This is a genomic window from Stenotrophomonas rhizophila, from assembly GCF_001704155.1.
GTDB lineage: Bacteria > Pseudomonadota > Gammaproteobacteria > Xanthomonadales > Xanthomonadaceae > Stenotrophomonas > Stenotrophomonas rhizophila_A.
Map to the genome: position 1 here is coordinate 1,686,842 of NZ_CP016294.1, position 13,914 is coordinate 1,700,755.

The 13,914-nt window shown below is 66.2% G+C and carries 14 protein-coding genes; 10 read left to right on the top strand and 4 right to left on the bottom strand.

Translation table 11 applies throughout. The annotated features are described in order from the left end of the window. Window positions 1-52: 52 nt before the first annotated feature. From BAY15_RS07605 to BAY15_RS07615, 3 genes are all read right to left on the bottom strand, one after another. A complete protein-coding gene (locus BAY15_RS07605; protein ID WP_068850688.1) occupies window positions 53-1,150 on the bottom strand; it encodes a DUF2272 domain-containing protein in 1,098 nt (365 codons plus the stop codon). Window positions 1,151-1,301: 151 nt separating this feature from the next. Next, window positions 1,302-2,156, bottom strand: a complete 855-nt coding sequence (nadC, locus tag BAY15_RS07610) for a carboxylating nicotinate-nucleotide diphosphorylase (protein ID WP_068850691.1) — start codon at window positions 2,154-2,156, stop codon at window positions 1,302-1,304. Continuing rightward, window positions 2,156-2,422: a Trm112 family protein gene (locus tag BAY15_RS07615; protein ID WP_068850694.1), complete on the bottom strand. Its 267-nt coding sequence runs from the start codon at window positions 2,420-2,422 to the stop codon at window positions 2,156-2,158. The genes nadC and BAY15_RS07615 overlap by 1 nt, the downstream gene beginning before the upstream one ends. Before the next feature lie 59 nt (window positions 2,423-2,481). Between BAY15_RS07615 and purE the strand changes: the two genes are divergently transcribed. Together purE and BAY15_RS07625 are read left to right on the top strand one after the other, a co-directional pair. Then, entirely contained in the window at window positions 2,482-2,985 is a 504-nt protein-coding gene (gene purE / locus BAY15_RS07620; RefSeq protein WP_068850697.1) for a 5-(carboxyamino)imidazole ribonucleotide mutase, read from the top strand. Continuing rightward, window positions 2,982-4,163 (top strand): 5-(carboxyamino)imidazole ribonucleotide synthase, encoded by a 1,182-nt coding sequence (locus BAY15_RS07625; RefSeq protein ID WP_068850699.1) that lies wholly within the window; start codon window positions 2,982-2,984, stop codon window positions 4,161-4,163. The genes purE and BAY15_RS07625 overlap by 4 nt, the downstream gene beginning before the upstream one ends. On the opposite strand, the gene BAY15_RS07630 is transcribed toward BAY15_RS07625, so the two are convergent. Further along, entirely contained in the window at window positions 4,126-4,707 is a 582-nt protein-coding gene (locus tag BAY15_RS07630) for a superoxide dismutase (RefSeq protein WP_068850703.1), read from the bottom strand. The two genes, BAY15_RS07625 and BAY15_RS07630, sit on opposite strands and share 38 nt — an antisense overlap. A 118-nt stretch (window positions 4,708-4,825) precedes the next feature. Between BAY15_RS07630 and grxD the strand changes: the two genes are divergently transcribed. The 8 genes from grxD to BAY15_RS07670 all read left to right on the top strand — a co-directional run bounded on the left by grxD (window position 4,826) and on the right by BAY15_RS07670 (window position 13,904). Further along, window positions 4,826-5,146: a Grx4 family monothiol glutaredoxin gene (gene grxD / locus BAY15_RS07635; protein WP_068854623.1), complete on the top strand. Its 321-nt coding sequence runs from the start codon at window positions 4,826-4,828 to the stop codon at window positions 5,144-5,146. Then, window positions 5,143-5,886 carry an SDR family NAD(P)-dependent oxidoreductase gene (locus BAY15_RS07640; RefSeq protein ID WP_068850706.1) on the top strand — a complete coding sequence of 248 codons (744 nt, stop codon included), beginning with the start codon at window positions 5,143-5,145 and terminating at the stop codon, window positions 5,884-5,886. Before grxD ends, BAY15_RS07640 begins: the two co-directional genes overlap by 4 nt. A 347-nt stretch (window positions 5,887-6,233) precedes the next feature. Next, window positions 6,234-9,428: a TonB-dependent receptor gene (locus BAY15_RS07645; RefSeq protein ID WP_068850709.1), complete on the top strand. Its 3,195-nt coding sequence runs from the start codon at window positions 6,234-6,236 to the stop codon at window positions 9,426-9,428. A 264-nt stretch (window positions 9,429-9,692) separates the two neighbouring features. Beyond that, window positions 9,693-11,081 carry a nucleotide 5'-monophosphate nucleosidase PpnN gene (gene ppnN, locus BAY15_RS07650; protein ID WP_068850713.1) on the top strand — a complete coding sequence of 463 codons (1,389 nt, stop codon included), beginning with the start codon at window positions 9,693-9,695 and terminating at the stop codon, window positions 11,079-11,081. Window positions 11,082-11,243: 162 nt separating this feature from the next. Continuing rightward, window positions 11,244-11,756: a GspH/FimT family pseudopilin gene (locus tag BAY15_RS07655; RefSeq protein WP_068850716.1), complete on the top strand. Its 513-nt coding sequence runs from the start codon at window positions 11,244-11,246 to the stop codon at window positions 11,754-11,756. Beyond that, entirely contained in the window at window positions 11,747-12,229 is a 483-nt protein-coding gene (pilV, locus tag BAY15_RS07660; RefSeq protein WP_068850719.1) for a type IV pilus modification protein PilV, read from the top strand. Before BAY15_RS07655 ends, pilV begins: the two co-directional genes overlap by 10 nt. 11 nt (window positions 12,230-12,240) lie before the next feature. Further along, window positions 12,241-13,386: a PilW family protein gene (locus tag BAY15_RS07665; protein ID WP_068850722.1), complete on the top strand. Its 1,146-nt coding sequence runs from the start codon at window positions 12,241-12,243 to the stop codon at window positions 13,384-13,386. Window positions 13,387-13,388: 2 nt separating this feature from the next. Beyond that, window positions 13,389-13,904 (top strand): pilus assembly PilX family protein, encoded by a 516-nt coding sequence (locus BAY15_RS07670; RefSeq protein ID WP_068850725.1) that lies wholly within the window; start codon window positions 13,389-13,391, stop codon window positions 13,902-13,904. Window positions 13,905-13,914: the final 10 nt, after the last annotated feature.

The following is a 13,914-nucleotide window of genomic DNA, read 5'->3' on the forward strand; positions in this document are numbered from 1 at the left end:
CGGTGCAGAATCAGGTCAGGAACGACCAAGATGGCGACGAACCGGCGCCGGATCAAGCCGGCGACCCGTCCTGCTTCTGCGGCTGCTGCGGTTGCGGGGCAGGCGATTGCGGTGGCGGTGGTGTGGGCCGCGGCGGCACGACGCGCGGGAAGGTGGGCTTTGGCGGCGTCGTCGTCGCCGGCACCCCAGGCTGGGCGGGTGCCGGCAGCGGGCCGGTGGCCGGCGCGGGCGATGGCGATGGCGGATAGCTGGGCGTCGACCCCATCGGCGAGGTCGCCACCAGTTTGAGCAGCGCCGCCCAGTCCTGCCGGTTGAAGTTGCACTCGTCTTCGCGTCCGGGGGTACAGCCCATGTCGTAGGGATCGCTGGAGGGGGCCGGGGGCAGCTGGATGCGGCCGCTGCGATCCAGCGACAGCTTGCGCATTGCCACCGTGTTCATCACATTGCCGCCGATCAGGTACAGCGTGTGGTCGCCGCCCATGTTCGCTGCGATCACCACCTCGCAGTGGGATTTCCAGTTCGCCACCGTGCCGCCGCTGAGCTGTTGCACCAGCCCGGCGTAACTCAATGATTCGTTGCGGCCACGCAGGTAACACAACAGGTCGCCGGGCGCGGGCTTTTCCTGCGCTGGATCCGCCATCCGGTACGGGCCGGTGTTCTGGTAAGCGGCTCGGATGTAGTCGATGTGGCGCGGCGAGCGGGTGAAGCCGGGCACTCCGGCGCGGCTCATCACCCAGGAGATGAAGGCGGCCGACCACGGGTTGTCGATCAGGAACGCACGACAGTCGCTGTCGGTGTAGCGCGAACCGAACGGCTCCATGCAGCTGGTGGCGCCAGGCTGGCTGCCCATCGGCCCCAGCGTGCCGCTGTCGCGCCAGTAGCCGACCACGCGCTGCCACGCGGGCATGCCGTCGTCGGCCAGGTATTCCCGTTCGGCCTCGCTGACGCCAAGGTTGCGCGCACGGCCTTCACCATCGATGAAGGGCCGGTACCACAGTCGGTGCTCGTTGCAGGCGGTCCGCACGATGCTCGCCGCCAGCGGGCTCAGACCATAGCGCGGCGGGATGTCGCAGACCTCGGCAGCGGCGGCAGCGCCGGGAAGCAGCAGGAACAGGGGAGTCAGGCAGGCAAGCAGGGGCAGCGGGCGCATCCGCGCTCTCCGGGTGGGGGCACGGGAAGCGTCGCAGAGCCGGCAGGGGAAGCCCGTGAAGGCAGCGCTGCGTCACCGGTGTCGCCGGCAGGTACCCACCGTTGGTCGGTACGAATGCCCCGGTAGGTACCGACCGTTGGTCGGTACCCGATCAGGGCGGATCGCCCAGCTTCAACGACAGATCAATCGCCTGCACATGCTTGGTCAGCCCGCCAATCGAGATGCAATCGACGCCGTCCTCGGCAATTGCGCGCAGCCCGGCCAGGTCCACGCTGCCGGAAACCTCCAGCGGGATGCGTCCGGCGGCGATCCGCACCGCGTCACGGCGGGTGGCCGCGTCGAAGTCATCGATCAGGATGCGGTCGCACCCCACCGCCAGCGCTTCGCGCAGCTGCGAAAGGTCTTCCACTTCCACCACCAGCGGCAGCTGTGGCCACTGCGCCCGTGCGGCGTTGACCGCAGCGGTCAGCGAACCGGCGGCGCGGATGTGGTTTTCCTTGAGCATCACCGTGTCGTACAGGCCCTGGCGATGGTTGTCGCCGCCACCGCAGCGCACCGCGTACTTCTGCGCCGCGCGCAGGCCGGGCAGGGTTTTGCGGGTGTCCAGGATGCGCGTGCCGGTCCCGGTCACCGCCGCTACGTAGCGTGCGGTGGTGGTGGCGGTGCCCGACAGCGTCTGCAGGAAATTCAACGAGGTGCGTTCGGCGCTGACCAGACTGCGGTTGCGCCCGTGCAGGATCGCCAGCACGGTGCCGGCGGGCACCGCATCGCCTTCGGCCACCCGCCACTCGATCCGGACCTGCGGGTCCAAGGCCTGGTGGGTGGCATCGAACCACGGCCGGCCGGCGATCACCGCATCCTGCTTGCATAGCAGGTAGGCGCTGTCGGGGCGGTCCGGGAGCAGGGCGGCAGTCACATCTCCCGCGCCGATGTCCTCGGCCAGGGCGCGGGCGACATCGGCCTGCACCTGGCCGGGGTCAGGAGGCGTCAGCACGCTCAGGCTCATTACTTGGGAAAATCGGCAATCTGGGCGGTCTCGATGGCTTCTTCCGGCAGCAGCACGGGAATGCCATCGTTGACGCGGAATATCTGCTTGCGGTCCTGGGTCAGCAGCGCTTCGCGCACGGGTTGGACCAGCGGGGTGCCCTCGAGGTTGGTCACCGTGCCGGCGCCAATGGCCCGGTTGAGCGCGTCCAGGCCCTTGGAATCCAGCAGGGACAGGCGCTGGGCGGTGCGGGGCGCGCACAGGAGGTCGATGACTTTGCGATCCATGGGTTCTTCGTCTTGCGTGGAAGGCGGCTAGAATACGTCTTTAAGGCAGGTGACGGCCAATGACCCCCAACCAATCCGCGCCGCTCGTCGGCATCGTCATGGGTTCCCGCTCCGACTGGGAGACCATGCAGCACGCGGCGCAGAAGCTGGACGCGCTCGGTGTTCCCTACGAAGTGAAAGTCGTGTCGGCGCACCGTACGCCCGACGTGCTGTTCACCTACGCCGAGCAGGCGGGCCCGCGCGGGCTGCGCGCCATCATTGCCGGTGCCGGCGGCGCCGCGCACCTGCCGGGCATGATCGCGGCCAAGACCGCGGTGCCGGTGCTGGGCGTGCCGGTGCAGTCCAAGGCCCTGAACGGCATGGATTCGCTGCTGTCGATCGTGCAGATGCCGGCCGGCATCCCGGTGGCCACCTTCGCCATCGGCAATGCCGGCGCCTCCAACGCCGCGCTGTTTGCCGCCGCCATGCTGGCGCCGGAGCAGCCGGCCATCGGCCAGGCGCTGGAGGGTTTCCGTTCCCGCCAGACCGAAGACGTCATGGCCCACGACGATCCGCGTCAATGACCACGGTGACCGTTGGCATCCTGGGCGGCGGCCAGCTGGCCCGCATGATGGTCCTGGCCGGCGCGCCGATGGGGCTGCGCTTTGAACTGTTCGACCCGGCCGCGGACGCCTGTGGCGGGCAGCTGGCGCCGCTGCAGGTGGCCGCGTTCGAGGACGAGGCCGCCTTGGCCGCGTTCGCCGAACGGGTGGACGTGGTGACCTTCGACTTCGAGAACGTGCCCGCCCGCAGCGCGCAATTCCTGGCCGGACGAGTGCCGGTGTATCCCAACCCAGACGCACTGGCCGTGGCGCAGGACCGCCTGAGCGAGAAGACCCTTTTCCGCGAGCTCGGTATTCCACTGCCGGCGTTCGCCGACATCGGCAGCCGCGACGAACTGGCCACCCGGGTGGCCGAGTTCGGCCTGCCGTGCATCCTCAAGACCCGTCGCTTCGGTTACGACGGCAAGGGCCAGTTCCGCCTGCGCAGTGCGGCCGACATCGATGCGGCGTGGGATGCGTTGGGCGGCCAGGTGGCCCGCACCGGCCTGATCCTGGAGGGCTTCGTCGCCTTCGAGCGCGAAGTCAGCGTGGTCGCCGTGCGCGGCCAGGACGGCGAGTTCCGCGCCTGGCCGGTCACCGGCAACTGGCATGTGGAAGGCGTGCTGTCGGCCAGCCTGGCCCCGGCGCAACTGACACCCGCACAGCACGACGCCGCCATCGGCTATGCGCAGACGCTGGCCGAACGGCTGGATTACGTGGGCGTGTTCGCGCTGGAGCTGTTCTGCCGGGGCGAGGAGCTGCTGGCCAACGAAATGGCGCCGCGCGTGCACAACTCCGGGCACTGGACCATCGAAGGCAGCGAAACCTCGCAGTTCGAGAACCACCTGCGTGCCGTGGTGGGGTTGCCGCTGGGTGACACCCGCATGCTGGGCCATGCCTGCATGCTCAACTGGCTGGGTGAAATGCCCGATGCGGATGCCGTGCTGGCACAGCCTGGCGGGCACTGGCACGACTACGGGAAGGAGCCGCGCGACGGCCGCAAGGTCGGGCATGCCACGCTGCGCGAGGATGAGGCCGGAGCGTTGGCGGCTGCCCTTGAAGACGTGGGGCAGCAGCTGGGTCGTCCGGATCAGGTGGCTCCTGTCGTAGCCGCACTGCGCTTCAATCGCGCAACTGCGTGGCCACGAAATCCCAGTTGACGATTTTCCAGAACGCGTCCAGGTATCGGCCGCGTTCGTTCTGGTAGTCGGTGTAATACGCGTGTTCCCACACATCGCAGGCCAGCAGCGGGGTGCTCTGGCCGGTCAGCGGGGTGCCGGCGTTACGGGTGGCCTGGATCGCCAGCGCACCATTGGGGTGCTGCACCAGCCACACCCAGCCGGCGCCGAACACGCCCAGCGCGACCCGGTCGAATTCCTCGCGCAACCGCTTCGCGTCGCCGAAATGGCGGCTGATCAGTTCGCCCAGCCGCCCCTGCGGTTCGCCACCGCCGCGCGGGTGCAGGCACTGCCAATAGAACGCGTGGTTCCAGGCCTGGGCGGCCGCGTCGAACAGGCTGCCCTGGCTCTGCCGCACGATCTCTTCCAGCGGCAGCTCGGCCAGCTCGGTGCCCTCGATGCGTGCATTTACCGCATCCACGTAACCCCGGTGATGCTGGCCATGGTGCAGGTCCAGGGTGGTAGCCGACAGATGCGGCTGCAGGGCGGTGCGGTCATAGGGCAGGCGGGGGAGTTCGAGGGGCATGGGTCGCTGCAGGCTGGAGACGGGGCGCCGGAGGCAGGGCCAGTAGGATTACAATGACCGTCTGGGAAGTCTATCCGACCGGCGAGGTCGGGTGTCCCGTGGCGCAGGGAGAGTCGTGGTGGCGGTAATGCAAGAGATCCAGGCCGAAGTGGACAAGTACCCCCTCGTGTTGTTCATGAAGGGCACCCCGCAGTACCCCATGTGCGGCTTCTCCAGCCGCGCCGTGCAGGCCCTGATGGCCGCCGGTGCCGTGTCGCTGCGCACCGTCAACGTGCTGGAACTGCCCGAGGTCCGGGCCAACCTGGCGCGCTTCTCCAACCTGCCGACGTTCCCGCAGCTGTTCATCAATGGCGAGCTGATCGGCGGCTGCGACATCATCCAGGAGCTGTTCGAATCCGGCGAACTCAAGCGGATCGTCGAAGAGGCATCTCAGCCGTGAGTGCGGTCCCGTCCGTTGCGGTCGGGACCGCATCGCTTGCCGATCGCGTCATCCTGGTGGCCGGTGCGGGTGGGGGTCTGGGCAGTGCCGCCGCCATTGCCTGCGCCGCCGCGGGTGCCACCGTGGTCCTGCTGGGGCGCAAGCCGCGCCGGCTGGACCGGGTCTACACGGCGGTGGAAGCGGTCGGCCCCGAGCCGCTGCTGTACCCGCTGGACCTGGAAGGGGCCACCCCGGACGACTACGCCACCCTGGCCGAGCGGTTGCAGTCCGAGCTCGGCCGGCTTGATGGCGTGCTGTACTGTGCCGCCGACTTTGCCGGCCTCACCCCGTTTGAACACGCCGACCCGGCCGCGTTCGCGCGGGCGGTGCACGTCAACCTGACCGCACCGGCCTGGCTGGCCCAGGCCTGCCTGCCGCTGCTGCGCCAGCGCGACGATGCCGCGCTGGTGTTCACCGTGGATGATCCCGCGCGGGTAGGGCGGGCCTTCTGGGGCGGCTATGGAGCGGCCCAGCATGGCCTGCGCGGCCTGATCACCGCGCTGCACGACGAGCTGGCCAACAGCCCGGTGCGGGTCAGCGGCCTGCAGCCCGGCCCGATGCGCACCGCGCTGCGCGCCCGCGCCTACTCGATCGACGAAGACGGCATGGCCCGCGACCCGGTGGCCTGCGCTGCGGCGGCCGTCGAACTGCTCTCGGCCCAGGGCATCGCCCACCGCGGCACGGTGCTGGACCTGTCGTAACCGGCTGGAAACAGCCGCGACTTACCCTTCCCTGGAAGCGGTTACGCGAGAATCCGCGCCCTCGAACCTGAACGCGAAGGAACCCCGGCGGAGCACCCTGTTCAGCCAAATGTGAAGAACGCGTCACGATCGCGTTGTGATGGCGTGTGTTTTGTCGCCAAACGGTCATATAGCGGGCTTATCGTGTTAATCTAGTGTTAACCGTTGCGGCTGAAACCAGCCTGCGGCAAGGGAACCCAGATAAAAGTCCAGACAGCCGCTGAATGGCTGCTTGGGCGCGCTTTTTTTTCCGCCATCGCCAACTCGCATCGAGGCTACTCCCAATGATCGACCCACGCTGTCTCCGGATGTCCAAGCTCACCCTTGGCCTCATGGCAGTACTTGCTGCCGCCCCCGCCTTCGCCCAGAGCACCTCTGCCGGTGTCGGCGGCCAGGTAACGTCTGCCGCTGGCCAGCCTGTTGCTGGCGCCGAAGTCACCATCACGCACACCGAGTCGGGCACGGTCAGCCGCGCCACGACCGATGCAGCGGGTCGATACAACGCGCGCGGCCTGCGTGTGGGTGGTCCGTACACCATCACCATCAACAAGCCCGGTGAAGGCACCAAGACCGAAGAAGGCGTGTACCTGGGCGTGAACCAGACCGGTACCGTCAACGCTGCCCTGACCGGCGACGTTGCGGCGACCAACCTGGACGCCGTGCAGGTCGTGGCCGTGGCCGGTGGCTCGGAAGTGTTCAGCTCGACCAAGATGGGCTCGGGCACCAACATCAGCCAGCAGCAGATCGAGACGGCCCCGTCGATCGGCGGCAACATCCAGGACCTGATGCGTCTTGACCCGCGCGTGACCTTCATCGACCGCGCCTCGGGCTCGATCTCGGCCGGTGGCCAGAACCCGCGCTTCAACTCGATCAACATCGACGGCGTGTCCGCCAGCGACACCTTCGGCCTGGAAGGCAACAACATGCCGACCCGTCGCCAGCCGGTCGCGATGGAAGCCATCGAAGCACTGGACATCAACCTGTCCAACTACGACGTCAGCATCGCTGCCGCCGCCGGTGCCACCGTCAACGCGGTGACCAAGTCCGGTACCAACGATTTCCACGGCTCGGTCTACGGCACCTACCGTGACGGCGACTGGTTCGGTGACAACCCGGAAGGCCAGAAGTTCAACGGCTTCACCAAGGAAGAAACCTACGGCATGACCGTGGGCGGCCCGATCGTGAAGGACAAGCTGTTCTTCTTCGCCAACTACGAAAAGTTCAAGCAGGCCGCCCCGGGCGCCGACCTGAGCGGCACCGCGCTGGGCAAGGCCAACCCGCAGTTCACCCTGGCCGACGTGACCCGTGCGCAGCAGATTGCTGAAGGCTACGGCATTGCCGCCGGTGGCCTGGAAAGCAATGGCGATACGGAGATGGAAGAGTACGCGCTGAAGCTGGACTGGAACATCAGCGACAACCACCGTGCCAACATCCGTTACAGCAAGATCGACCAGAGCAAGCTGCGCATCAACGGCATGACCACCAGCTCGGCCTCGCTGAGCTCGTACTGGTACCAGCACGACAAGACCAACGAGAGCTACGTCGCCCAGCTGTTCAGCGACTGGTCCCCGAACTTCTCGACCGAGCTGAAGGCCTCGTATCGCGAGTACTCGGCGATCCGTAATGTCTCGACCGACGCGCCGAGCATCCGCATCTTCTTCCAGGGCAACGAAGCCTCGCCGTCCGGCGACTCGCTGTACCTCGGTACCGAAGTCAACTCGCAGGACAACATCCTGGAGACCAAGGCGTGGAACTACTACGCCGCCGCTACCTGGACCCTGGGTGACCACGACGTCAAGTTCGGCGCGTCGTACGACACCAACGACATCTACAACTACTTCGGCGCCAACTCGTGGGGCGCGTACACCTTCTACGGCCTGGACAACTTCGCTGCCGGCCGCTGGAGCAGCTACAACTACAATCCGGAACGCACCCCGGGTTCGATTCCGGCGGACTACAAGTTCAGCAACCTGGCCCTGTTCGTGCAGGACACCTGGTACGTCAACAACAACCTGACCCTGACCATGGGCGTGCGTGCCGACCGCGCCGACACCAGCCCGGCCCCGGCTTACAACGCCGCAGCGTCGCAGTTCTTCGGCCTGGACAACAGCGAAGTGCTGAGCAACAAGTTCCTGATCCAGCCGCGCGTCGGCTTCAACTACACCTTCGACACCGATCGCCAGACCCAGCTGCGCGGCGGCGTGGGCCTGTTCCAGGGTGACGCCCCGCAGGTGTGGCTGAGCAACAGCTACTCGGCGACCGGCTTCAATAATTCGGTTTACGCCTACACCAGCGGCTACAACCCGGCGCTGCCGTTCAACCCGAGCAAGGACAGCCAGCCGGTCCCGACCACGCCGGGCTCGAACCGCCAGAACGTCAACTTCGTCGGCAGCGACTTCAACATGCCGTCGGTGTACAAGGCCAACCTGGCCTTCGACCACGAAACCCCGTGGTACGGCATCGTGGCCTCGGCCGAGCTGCTGGTCACCAAGGTCAAGGATGCCCTGTACTACAAGAACCTGAACCTGGGTCCGGTGCAGTATCAGGGTCCGGACGGCCGTGACATGTATTACTCCCGCGGCAGCACCGGCAATGCCTGGGCCACCGGCAACGCACGCGCAGGCCGCAATCAGGCCTACGACGCGGTGTACGAAATCGCCAACACCGACAAGGGCCGCACCTCGCAGTTCACCGTCTCGCTGGCCAAGCCGTGGGATGCCGCCAGCGACTGGTCCTGGAACCTGGGCTACACCTACACCGATGCCACCGAAGTCGGCACGCTGACCAGCTCCACCGCCAGCTCGGGTTGGGGCTACCAGTACGCCTTCAACGCCAATGACGAGATCGAGAACACCTCGCGCTACCAGATCCGCGACCGCCTGTCGGGTGCGCTGAACTGGAAGCACAAGTTCTTCGGCGACTACGAAACCCGCGTCGGCCTGGTCTACGAAGGTCGCAGCGGCCGTCCGTACAGCTACGTCTACGTGAACGACGCCAACGGCGACAGCCGCACCGCGAACGACCTGTTCTACGTGCCGACGGGCCCGGGCGACGTGCTGTTCGGCAACCTGACCCAGAGTGGCCAGTTCACTGCCGATCCGGCCATGGAGGCATCGTTCTTCGAGTGGCTGAAGAACAACCCGCAGCTGGCCAAGTACGCCGGCCAGGCGGCCCCGGCCAATCAGTTCCGTACCGGCTGGATCAACACCTTCGACCTGCGCATCAGCCAGGAACTGCCGGGCTTCATGAAGGGTCACAAGTCGGAGATCTGGCTGGACGTCCAGAACATCGGCAACATGATCAACAAGGACTGGGGCAACATCTACGACTACGGCTTCTTCGCCGATGCGCGTGTGGCCACCCTGCAGGGCATCAAGGACGGCAAGTACGTGTACAACTTCCGCGGCGCGGACGAGCCGGCGGTGGCCAACAATGACGCGGACGGCTTCGACGTCGGTGTCTCGCAGTGGTCGGTGCAGCTGGGCTTCCGCTACCAGTTCTGATGAACTGAGCTAGTGGCAAGGTAAACAGAACGGCCGGGGAAACCCGGCCGTTCTGCTGTGTGCGGTATCGAGGAAGGCGAGGGCGCTTGTCTGCGTTGGCGGATGAGCGTATGCTCGTCCGGTTGCGCGAAAATCGCGCACGTACGGCAGCCCCCGAGGCGTCGCCGGGGTCGAAACGCTCCAACGGTCGGGTTTCCCGGCCGTTTTGCTTTTTAAGGGGGCAGCGGTACAGTCGGCAACCTTGAGGAAGCGAAAAGAATGGAAATGACGATCACCGAAAAGCCGGCGCGCACGCTGCCGGTGCAGGACGCGCGGATCTACCCGCGCGGTGGGCTGGATGTGCTGTCGCGCGCAGAAGTGGCGCGCCTGCGCGATGCATCCGGCGGTGGCATGCACGAGCTGCTGCGCCGCTGCGCGCTGGCCGTGCTGACCAGTGGCAGTGCCTCCGATGATCCGCGCGCCGCGCGCGATCTGTACCCCGATTTCGACATCCAGGTCGCCCAGCAGGACCGCGGCGTGCGCATCGACCTGGTCAATGCACCGGCGATGGCGTTCGTGGACGGCGAGATCATCCGCGGCGTGGCCGAGCTGCTGTTCGCGGTCGTGCGCGACCTGGCCTACATGGCCATCGAAATGGGCCCGGCCTACGCGGCCGAGCTGGAGTCGTCGGAAGGCATCACCAACGCGGTGTTCGGGCTGCTGCGCAACGCGCGCATCCTCAACCCGGGCGACCCGAACCTGGTGGTGTGCTGGGGCGGCCATTCGATCGGCCGCGATGAGTACCTGTACACCAAGCAGGTCGGCTACGAGCTGGGCCTGCGCGGCCTGGACATCTGCACCGGCTGCGGCCCGGGCGCGATGAAGGGCCCGATGAAGGGCGCCACCATCGCCCATGCCAAGCAGCGCAAGCACACCACGCGCTACATCGGCCTGACCGAGCCGGGCATCATCGCCGCCGAATCGCCGAACCCGATCGTGAACCATCTGGTGATCATGCCGGACATCGAGAAGCGTCTCGAAGCGTTCGTGCGCATCGGCCACGGCATCATCGTGTTCGCCGGCGGCGTGGGTACCGCCGAGGAGATCCTGTACCTGCTCGGCATCCTGCTGCGCGAAGAAAACAAGGACCTGCCGTTCCCGCTGATCCTGACCGGCCCGACCGTGGCCGCGCCGTACTTCGAGCAGATCGACCGCTTCATCCGCCTGACCCTGGGCGATGCCGCGGCCGAGCGTTACCAGATCATCATCGGCGACCCGGTCGCGGTGGCCCGGCAGATGTCGGCCGGCATCAAGCGCGTGCGCGAGCATCGCCTGGTGCAGAAGGATTCGTTCTTCTTCAACTGGTCCATCGAGATCCCGTGGGAGTACCAGCAGCCGTTCGTGCCGACCCACGAGGCCATGGCGGCGCTGGACCTGCACCACGGGCGCCCGCCGCATGCACTGGCGGCCGACCTGCGCCGCGCGTTCTCCGGCATCGTGGCCGGCAACGTGAAGGAGGACGGTATGCGCCGGATCGAGCAGTTCGGTCCGTTCGAGATCCACGGCGACGCCGACATGATGCAGGCCCTGGATGAACTCCTGCGCGCCTTCGTCGAACAGCGCCGGATGAAGATCTCGGGCGTATACCAGCCCTGCTATCGGGTGCTGGCCTGAGAAAGCGGGGTGGCCGGGTCGGGAGCCCGCGCCGCCCCGCCCAACCGTACGGGTGTCAACGGTTTGACGCCCGTCGCCTCCGGGCGACCGTTCGTCCTGCTGTCGCTTGCCGCTGGGCGGCAGGGCGTCCATTGTTCCTGTCATCACGCTGGGGAGCGTCCCATGTCTGCACGCCTGTCCAAGGGCTTCACGCTGGTCGAACTGATGATCACTCTTGTGGTGATCGGAGTGGTGGCCGCGATCGCGTTTCCTAGTTTCCAGAGCCTGATCCGCTCCAGCCGGGTAGCGACCGCCCACAACGAGCTGATCGGGATGGTCAACCTCGCGCGCAACGACGCGATCCGCAACAACCAGGGTGGGGTGGTGTGCGGCAGCAGCAATGGCACGACCTGCAATGGTCAGTGGGGGGCCGGGATGATGGTGTTCAGCGACAGCGATGGTGACGGCGCTTTCAGCAGCAGCGAAACGGTCTTGCGGTATACGGCGTTCAATAGTGCCTTGACCGTGACTGGTCCGCCGGCGCCGATTGCATTTGATGCGCGCGGCCGTCGTCGTGCCGGGGCCGATCAGACGGTGAAGCTGCGTCCAACCAACTGCGGTAACCAGCCGCTGCAGAGCACGCTGACCATCAATGCCTCTGGCCAGGTCACCGCAGTCAAGGGAGCATGCCAGTGATCCGAAAACCCTACCGACCGCGCGGCCACCAGCGCGGCTTCAGCCTGTTGGAAGTACTGGTGGCGGTAGTGGTTCTCGCCTTCGGCCTGCTTGGGTTCGCACTGCTGCAGACCATGAGCGTACGCTACGTGCAGAGTGCGAATTACCGCACCCAGGCCACCAACCTCGCGTATGACCTCTCCGAGCAGATGCGGAGCAATCGGTTCCAGTCGGCCTGGTACGCCAATGCCAGCTTCGCCTCCGGCAGCAAGACTGCGGCCGGCGTCTGCGCACGCGACATCGGCGCTGTGACCCTCGAACAGAACATCACGCGCTGGCAGTGCCAGGTGGTCAAGGCGCTGGGCGACAACGCATCGGCCACGGTCACCGTGAACAACGGTGTCGCGAACATCTCGATCAGCTGGGCGGACGAACGCTGGAGCAGAACCGCACCGGACGCCGCCACCACCTTCGCCATCCAGACCCAGCTATGAAAGGGCCGCACATGTTCCGTACCCGCCAGACTGGTCTGTCCCTGGTCGAGCTGATGATCTCCCTGGTGATCGGCTTGATCCTGATGTTGGGGATTACCCAGATATTCATTGCTTCCCATGCGGCGTCACGGCTGTCCGAGGGCGTGGCCCGCGCCCAGGAGAACGGCCGGTTCGCGTTGGATTATCTTGAGCGCGACATCCGCATGGCGGGCCACACGGGCTGCGTCAACGACCAGGCGCACTTCATCAAAGGGACATCGGCGCTGAAGAACAACCTTGCTGCCGGTACGGGAAGTGGCAGTCCGCTGGATTTCAGCGTGGCAATCCAGGGTTATGAAGCCGGCAACACCGGCCCCACCAACACGCTGTCGGTAGGGGCAGGCGCGATTCCGGCCGGCATGCCAGTCTCCATCACCGGTCTCAACCCCGCGCCAGTAGCCGGCAGCGACGTACTGGTGCTGCGCTTCCTGGCCCCGGAAGGCGTGCCGGTCCTCGGAATCAACGGTCAGGAGTTGACGGTAGACGCCGGCGCGTTGAATCGCCTTACCGAGAGCGGCGTGGCGATACCAACACTGTTTGGCATCGCCAACTGCGAGACGGCCGACGTCTTTGCGGGCAGCATCACCGCAGGGAAGATCACCGGCGGCACGGTGGACTTCACCCGTTACGCCCCGCAGCCGGAACCGACGGTGGTGTATCGCGCGGAATCAATGGTGTACTACATAGGCGAGGGTACGAACGGCCCTGGTCTGCGTCGCGCACGCGCGAACTCGGCGGGTGTGTATGCGATCAACGAAGAGCTGGTGGAAGGTATCGAAAACCTGCAGCTGATGTATGGGTTGGATGCGACGCCAGTTATCGCTGCGGCAACACCACCGGTCGGCAATATGGCTGTGCAGAACGTGGCCTCGGGGGTCACCACGGATGCCAACGCCACGGGCGCCGGGCAATGGCGTCGCGTTGGCATGGTCCAGGTCGGCCTGGTTGCGCGGAGCGCCAATCGTATCGATAGCAACGCCAACTCCCGGCCGACCGATGCGGCGGCCCGTCTGGGCGTGCTCGGCATGACCTATGACCAGTCCGCCGCGACCGATGGCCGATATCGCACTGCCTATGAAGTCAGCATTGCCCTGCGCAACCGCCTGTTCGGGAACTGATCATGAATCGTCCATCGCACTTTCCTCGTCCCATCCCACGCAGTCAACGTGGCGCGGTGCTGTACGTCGCGCTGATCATGCTGCTGCTGCTTGCCCTGATCGGCGTGGCCGGCATGCAGGTGGCCGGCATGCAGGAAAAAATGGCATCGAACTATCGTGCTTCCAGTCGCTCGTTCCAGGCGACGGAGGGGGTGTTGCGCAACACTGAGCGCGCGGCAGAAGCCATCACGGACCGCACGGCGCTGCCGGACGGAAGCCTGATCAGCGCGACGTCGATTTCGATAAATTGTGAGGACGGGTTTGACCCGGTCGCGTGGGCCCGCCAGAAGCCGGTCCCCGCGTTGCCCGCTGTCAATGTCCGGCGCATCGACAAATGCGGCGGACCCGGCGGCAATCCGCTGGACGAAGGACAGCCCAACGATGACGATTCCGCATCGTTCCAGATCACCGCGTACTCCACTGACAACACGGCGAACCCGTCGTCGTGGACGGTGATCGATACCATTTTCAAGCTCTGAGGACGCGGTC

Bases quoted from the DNA above. Each gene is read 5' to 3' on its own strand.
- pilV (WP_068850719.1), top strand. From the start codon at position 11,747: ATGCCAGTGATCCGAAAACCCTACCGACCGCGCGGCCACCAGCGCGGC.
- ppnN (WP_068850713.1), top strand. From the start codon at position 9,693: ATGACGATCACCGAAAAGCCGGCGCGCACGCTGCCGGTGCAGGACGCG.
- BAY15_RS07670 (WP_068850725.1), top strand. From the start codon at position 13,389: ATGAATCGTCCATCGCACTTTCCTCGTCCCATCCCACGCAGTCAACGT.
- BAY15_RS07645 (WP_068850709.1), top strand. From the start codon at position 6,234: ATGTCCAAGCTCACCCTTGGCCTCATGGCAGTACTTGCTGCCGCCCCC.
- nadC (WP_068850691.1), bottom strand. From the start codon at position 2,156: ATGAGCCTGAGCGTGCTGACGCCTCCTGACCCCGGCCAGGTGCAGGCC.
- BAY15_RS07625 (WP_068850699.1), top strand. From the start codon at position 2,982: ATGACCACGGTGACCGTTGGCATCCTGGGCGGCGGCCAGCTGGCCCGC.
- purE (WP_068850697.1), top strand. From the start codon at position 2,482: ATGACCCCCAACCAATCCGCGCCGCTCGTCGGCATCGTCATGGGTTCC.
- BAY15_RS07605 (WP_068850688.1), bottom strand. From the start codon at position 1,150: ATGCGCCCGCTGCCCCTGCTTGCCTGCCTGACTCCCCTGTTCCTGCTG.
- BAY15_RS07665 (WP_068850722.1), top strand. From the start codon at position 12,241: ATGTTCCGTACCCGCCAGACTGGTCTGTCCCTGGTCGAGCTGATGATC.
- BAY15_RS07655 (WP_068850716.1), top strand. From the start codon at position 11,244: ATGTCTGCACGCCTGTCCAAGGGCTTCACGCTGGTCGAACTGATGATC.
- BAY15_RS07615 (WP_068850694.1), bottom strand. From the start codon at position 2,422: ATGGATCGCAAAGTCATCGACCTCCTGTGCGCGCCCCGCACCGCCCAG.
- BAY15_RS07630 (WP_068850703.1), bottom strand. From the start codon at position 4,707: ATGCCCCTCGAACTCCCCCGCCTGCCCTATGACCGCACCGCCCTGCAG.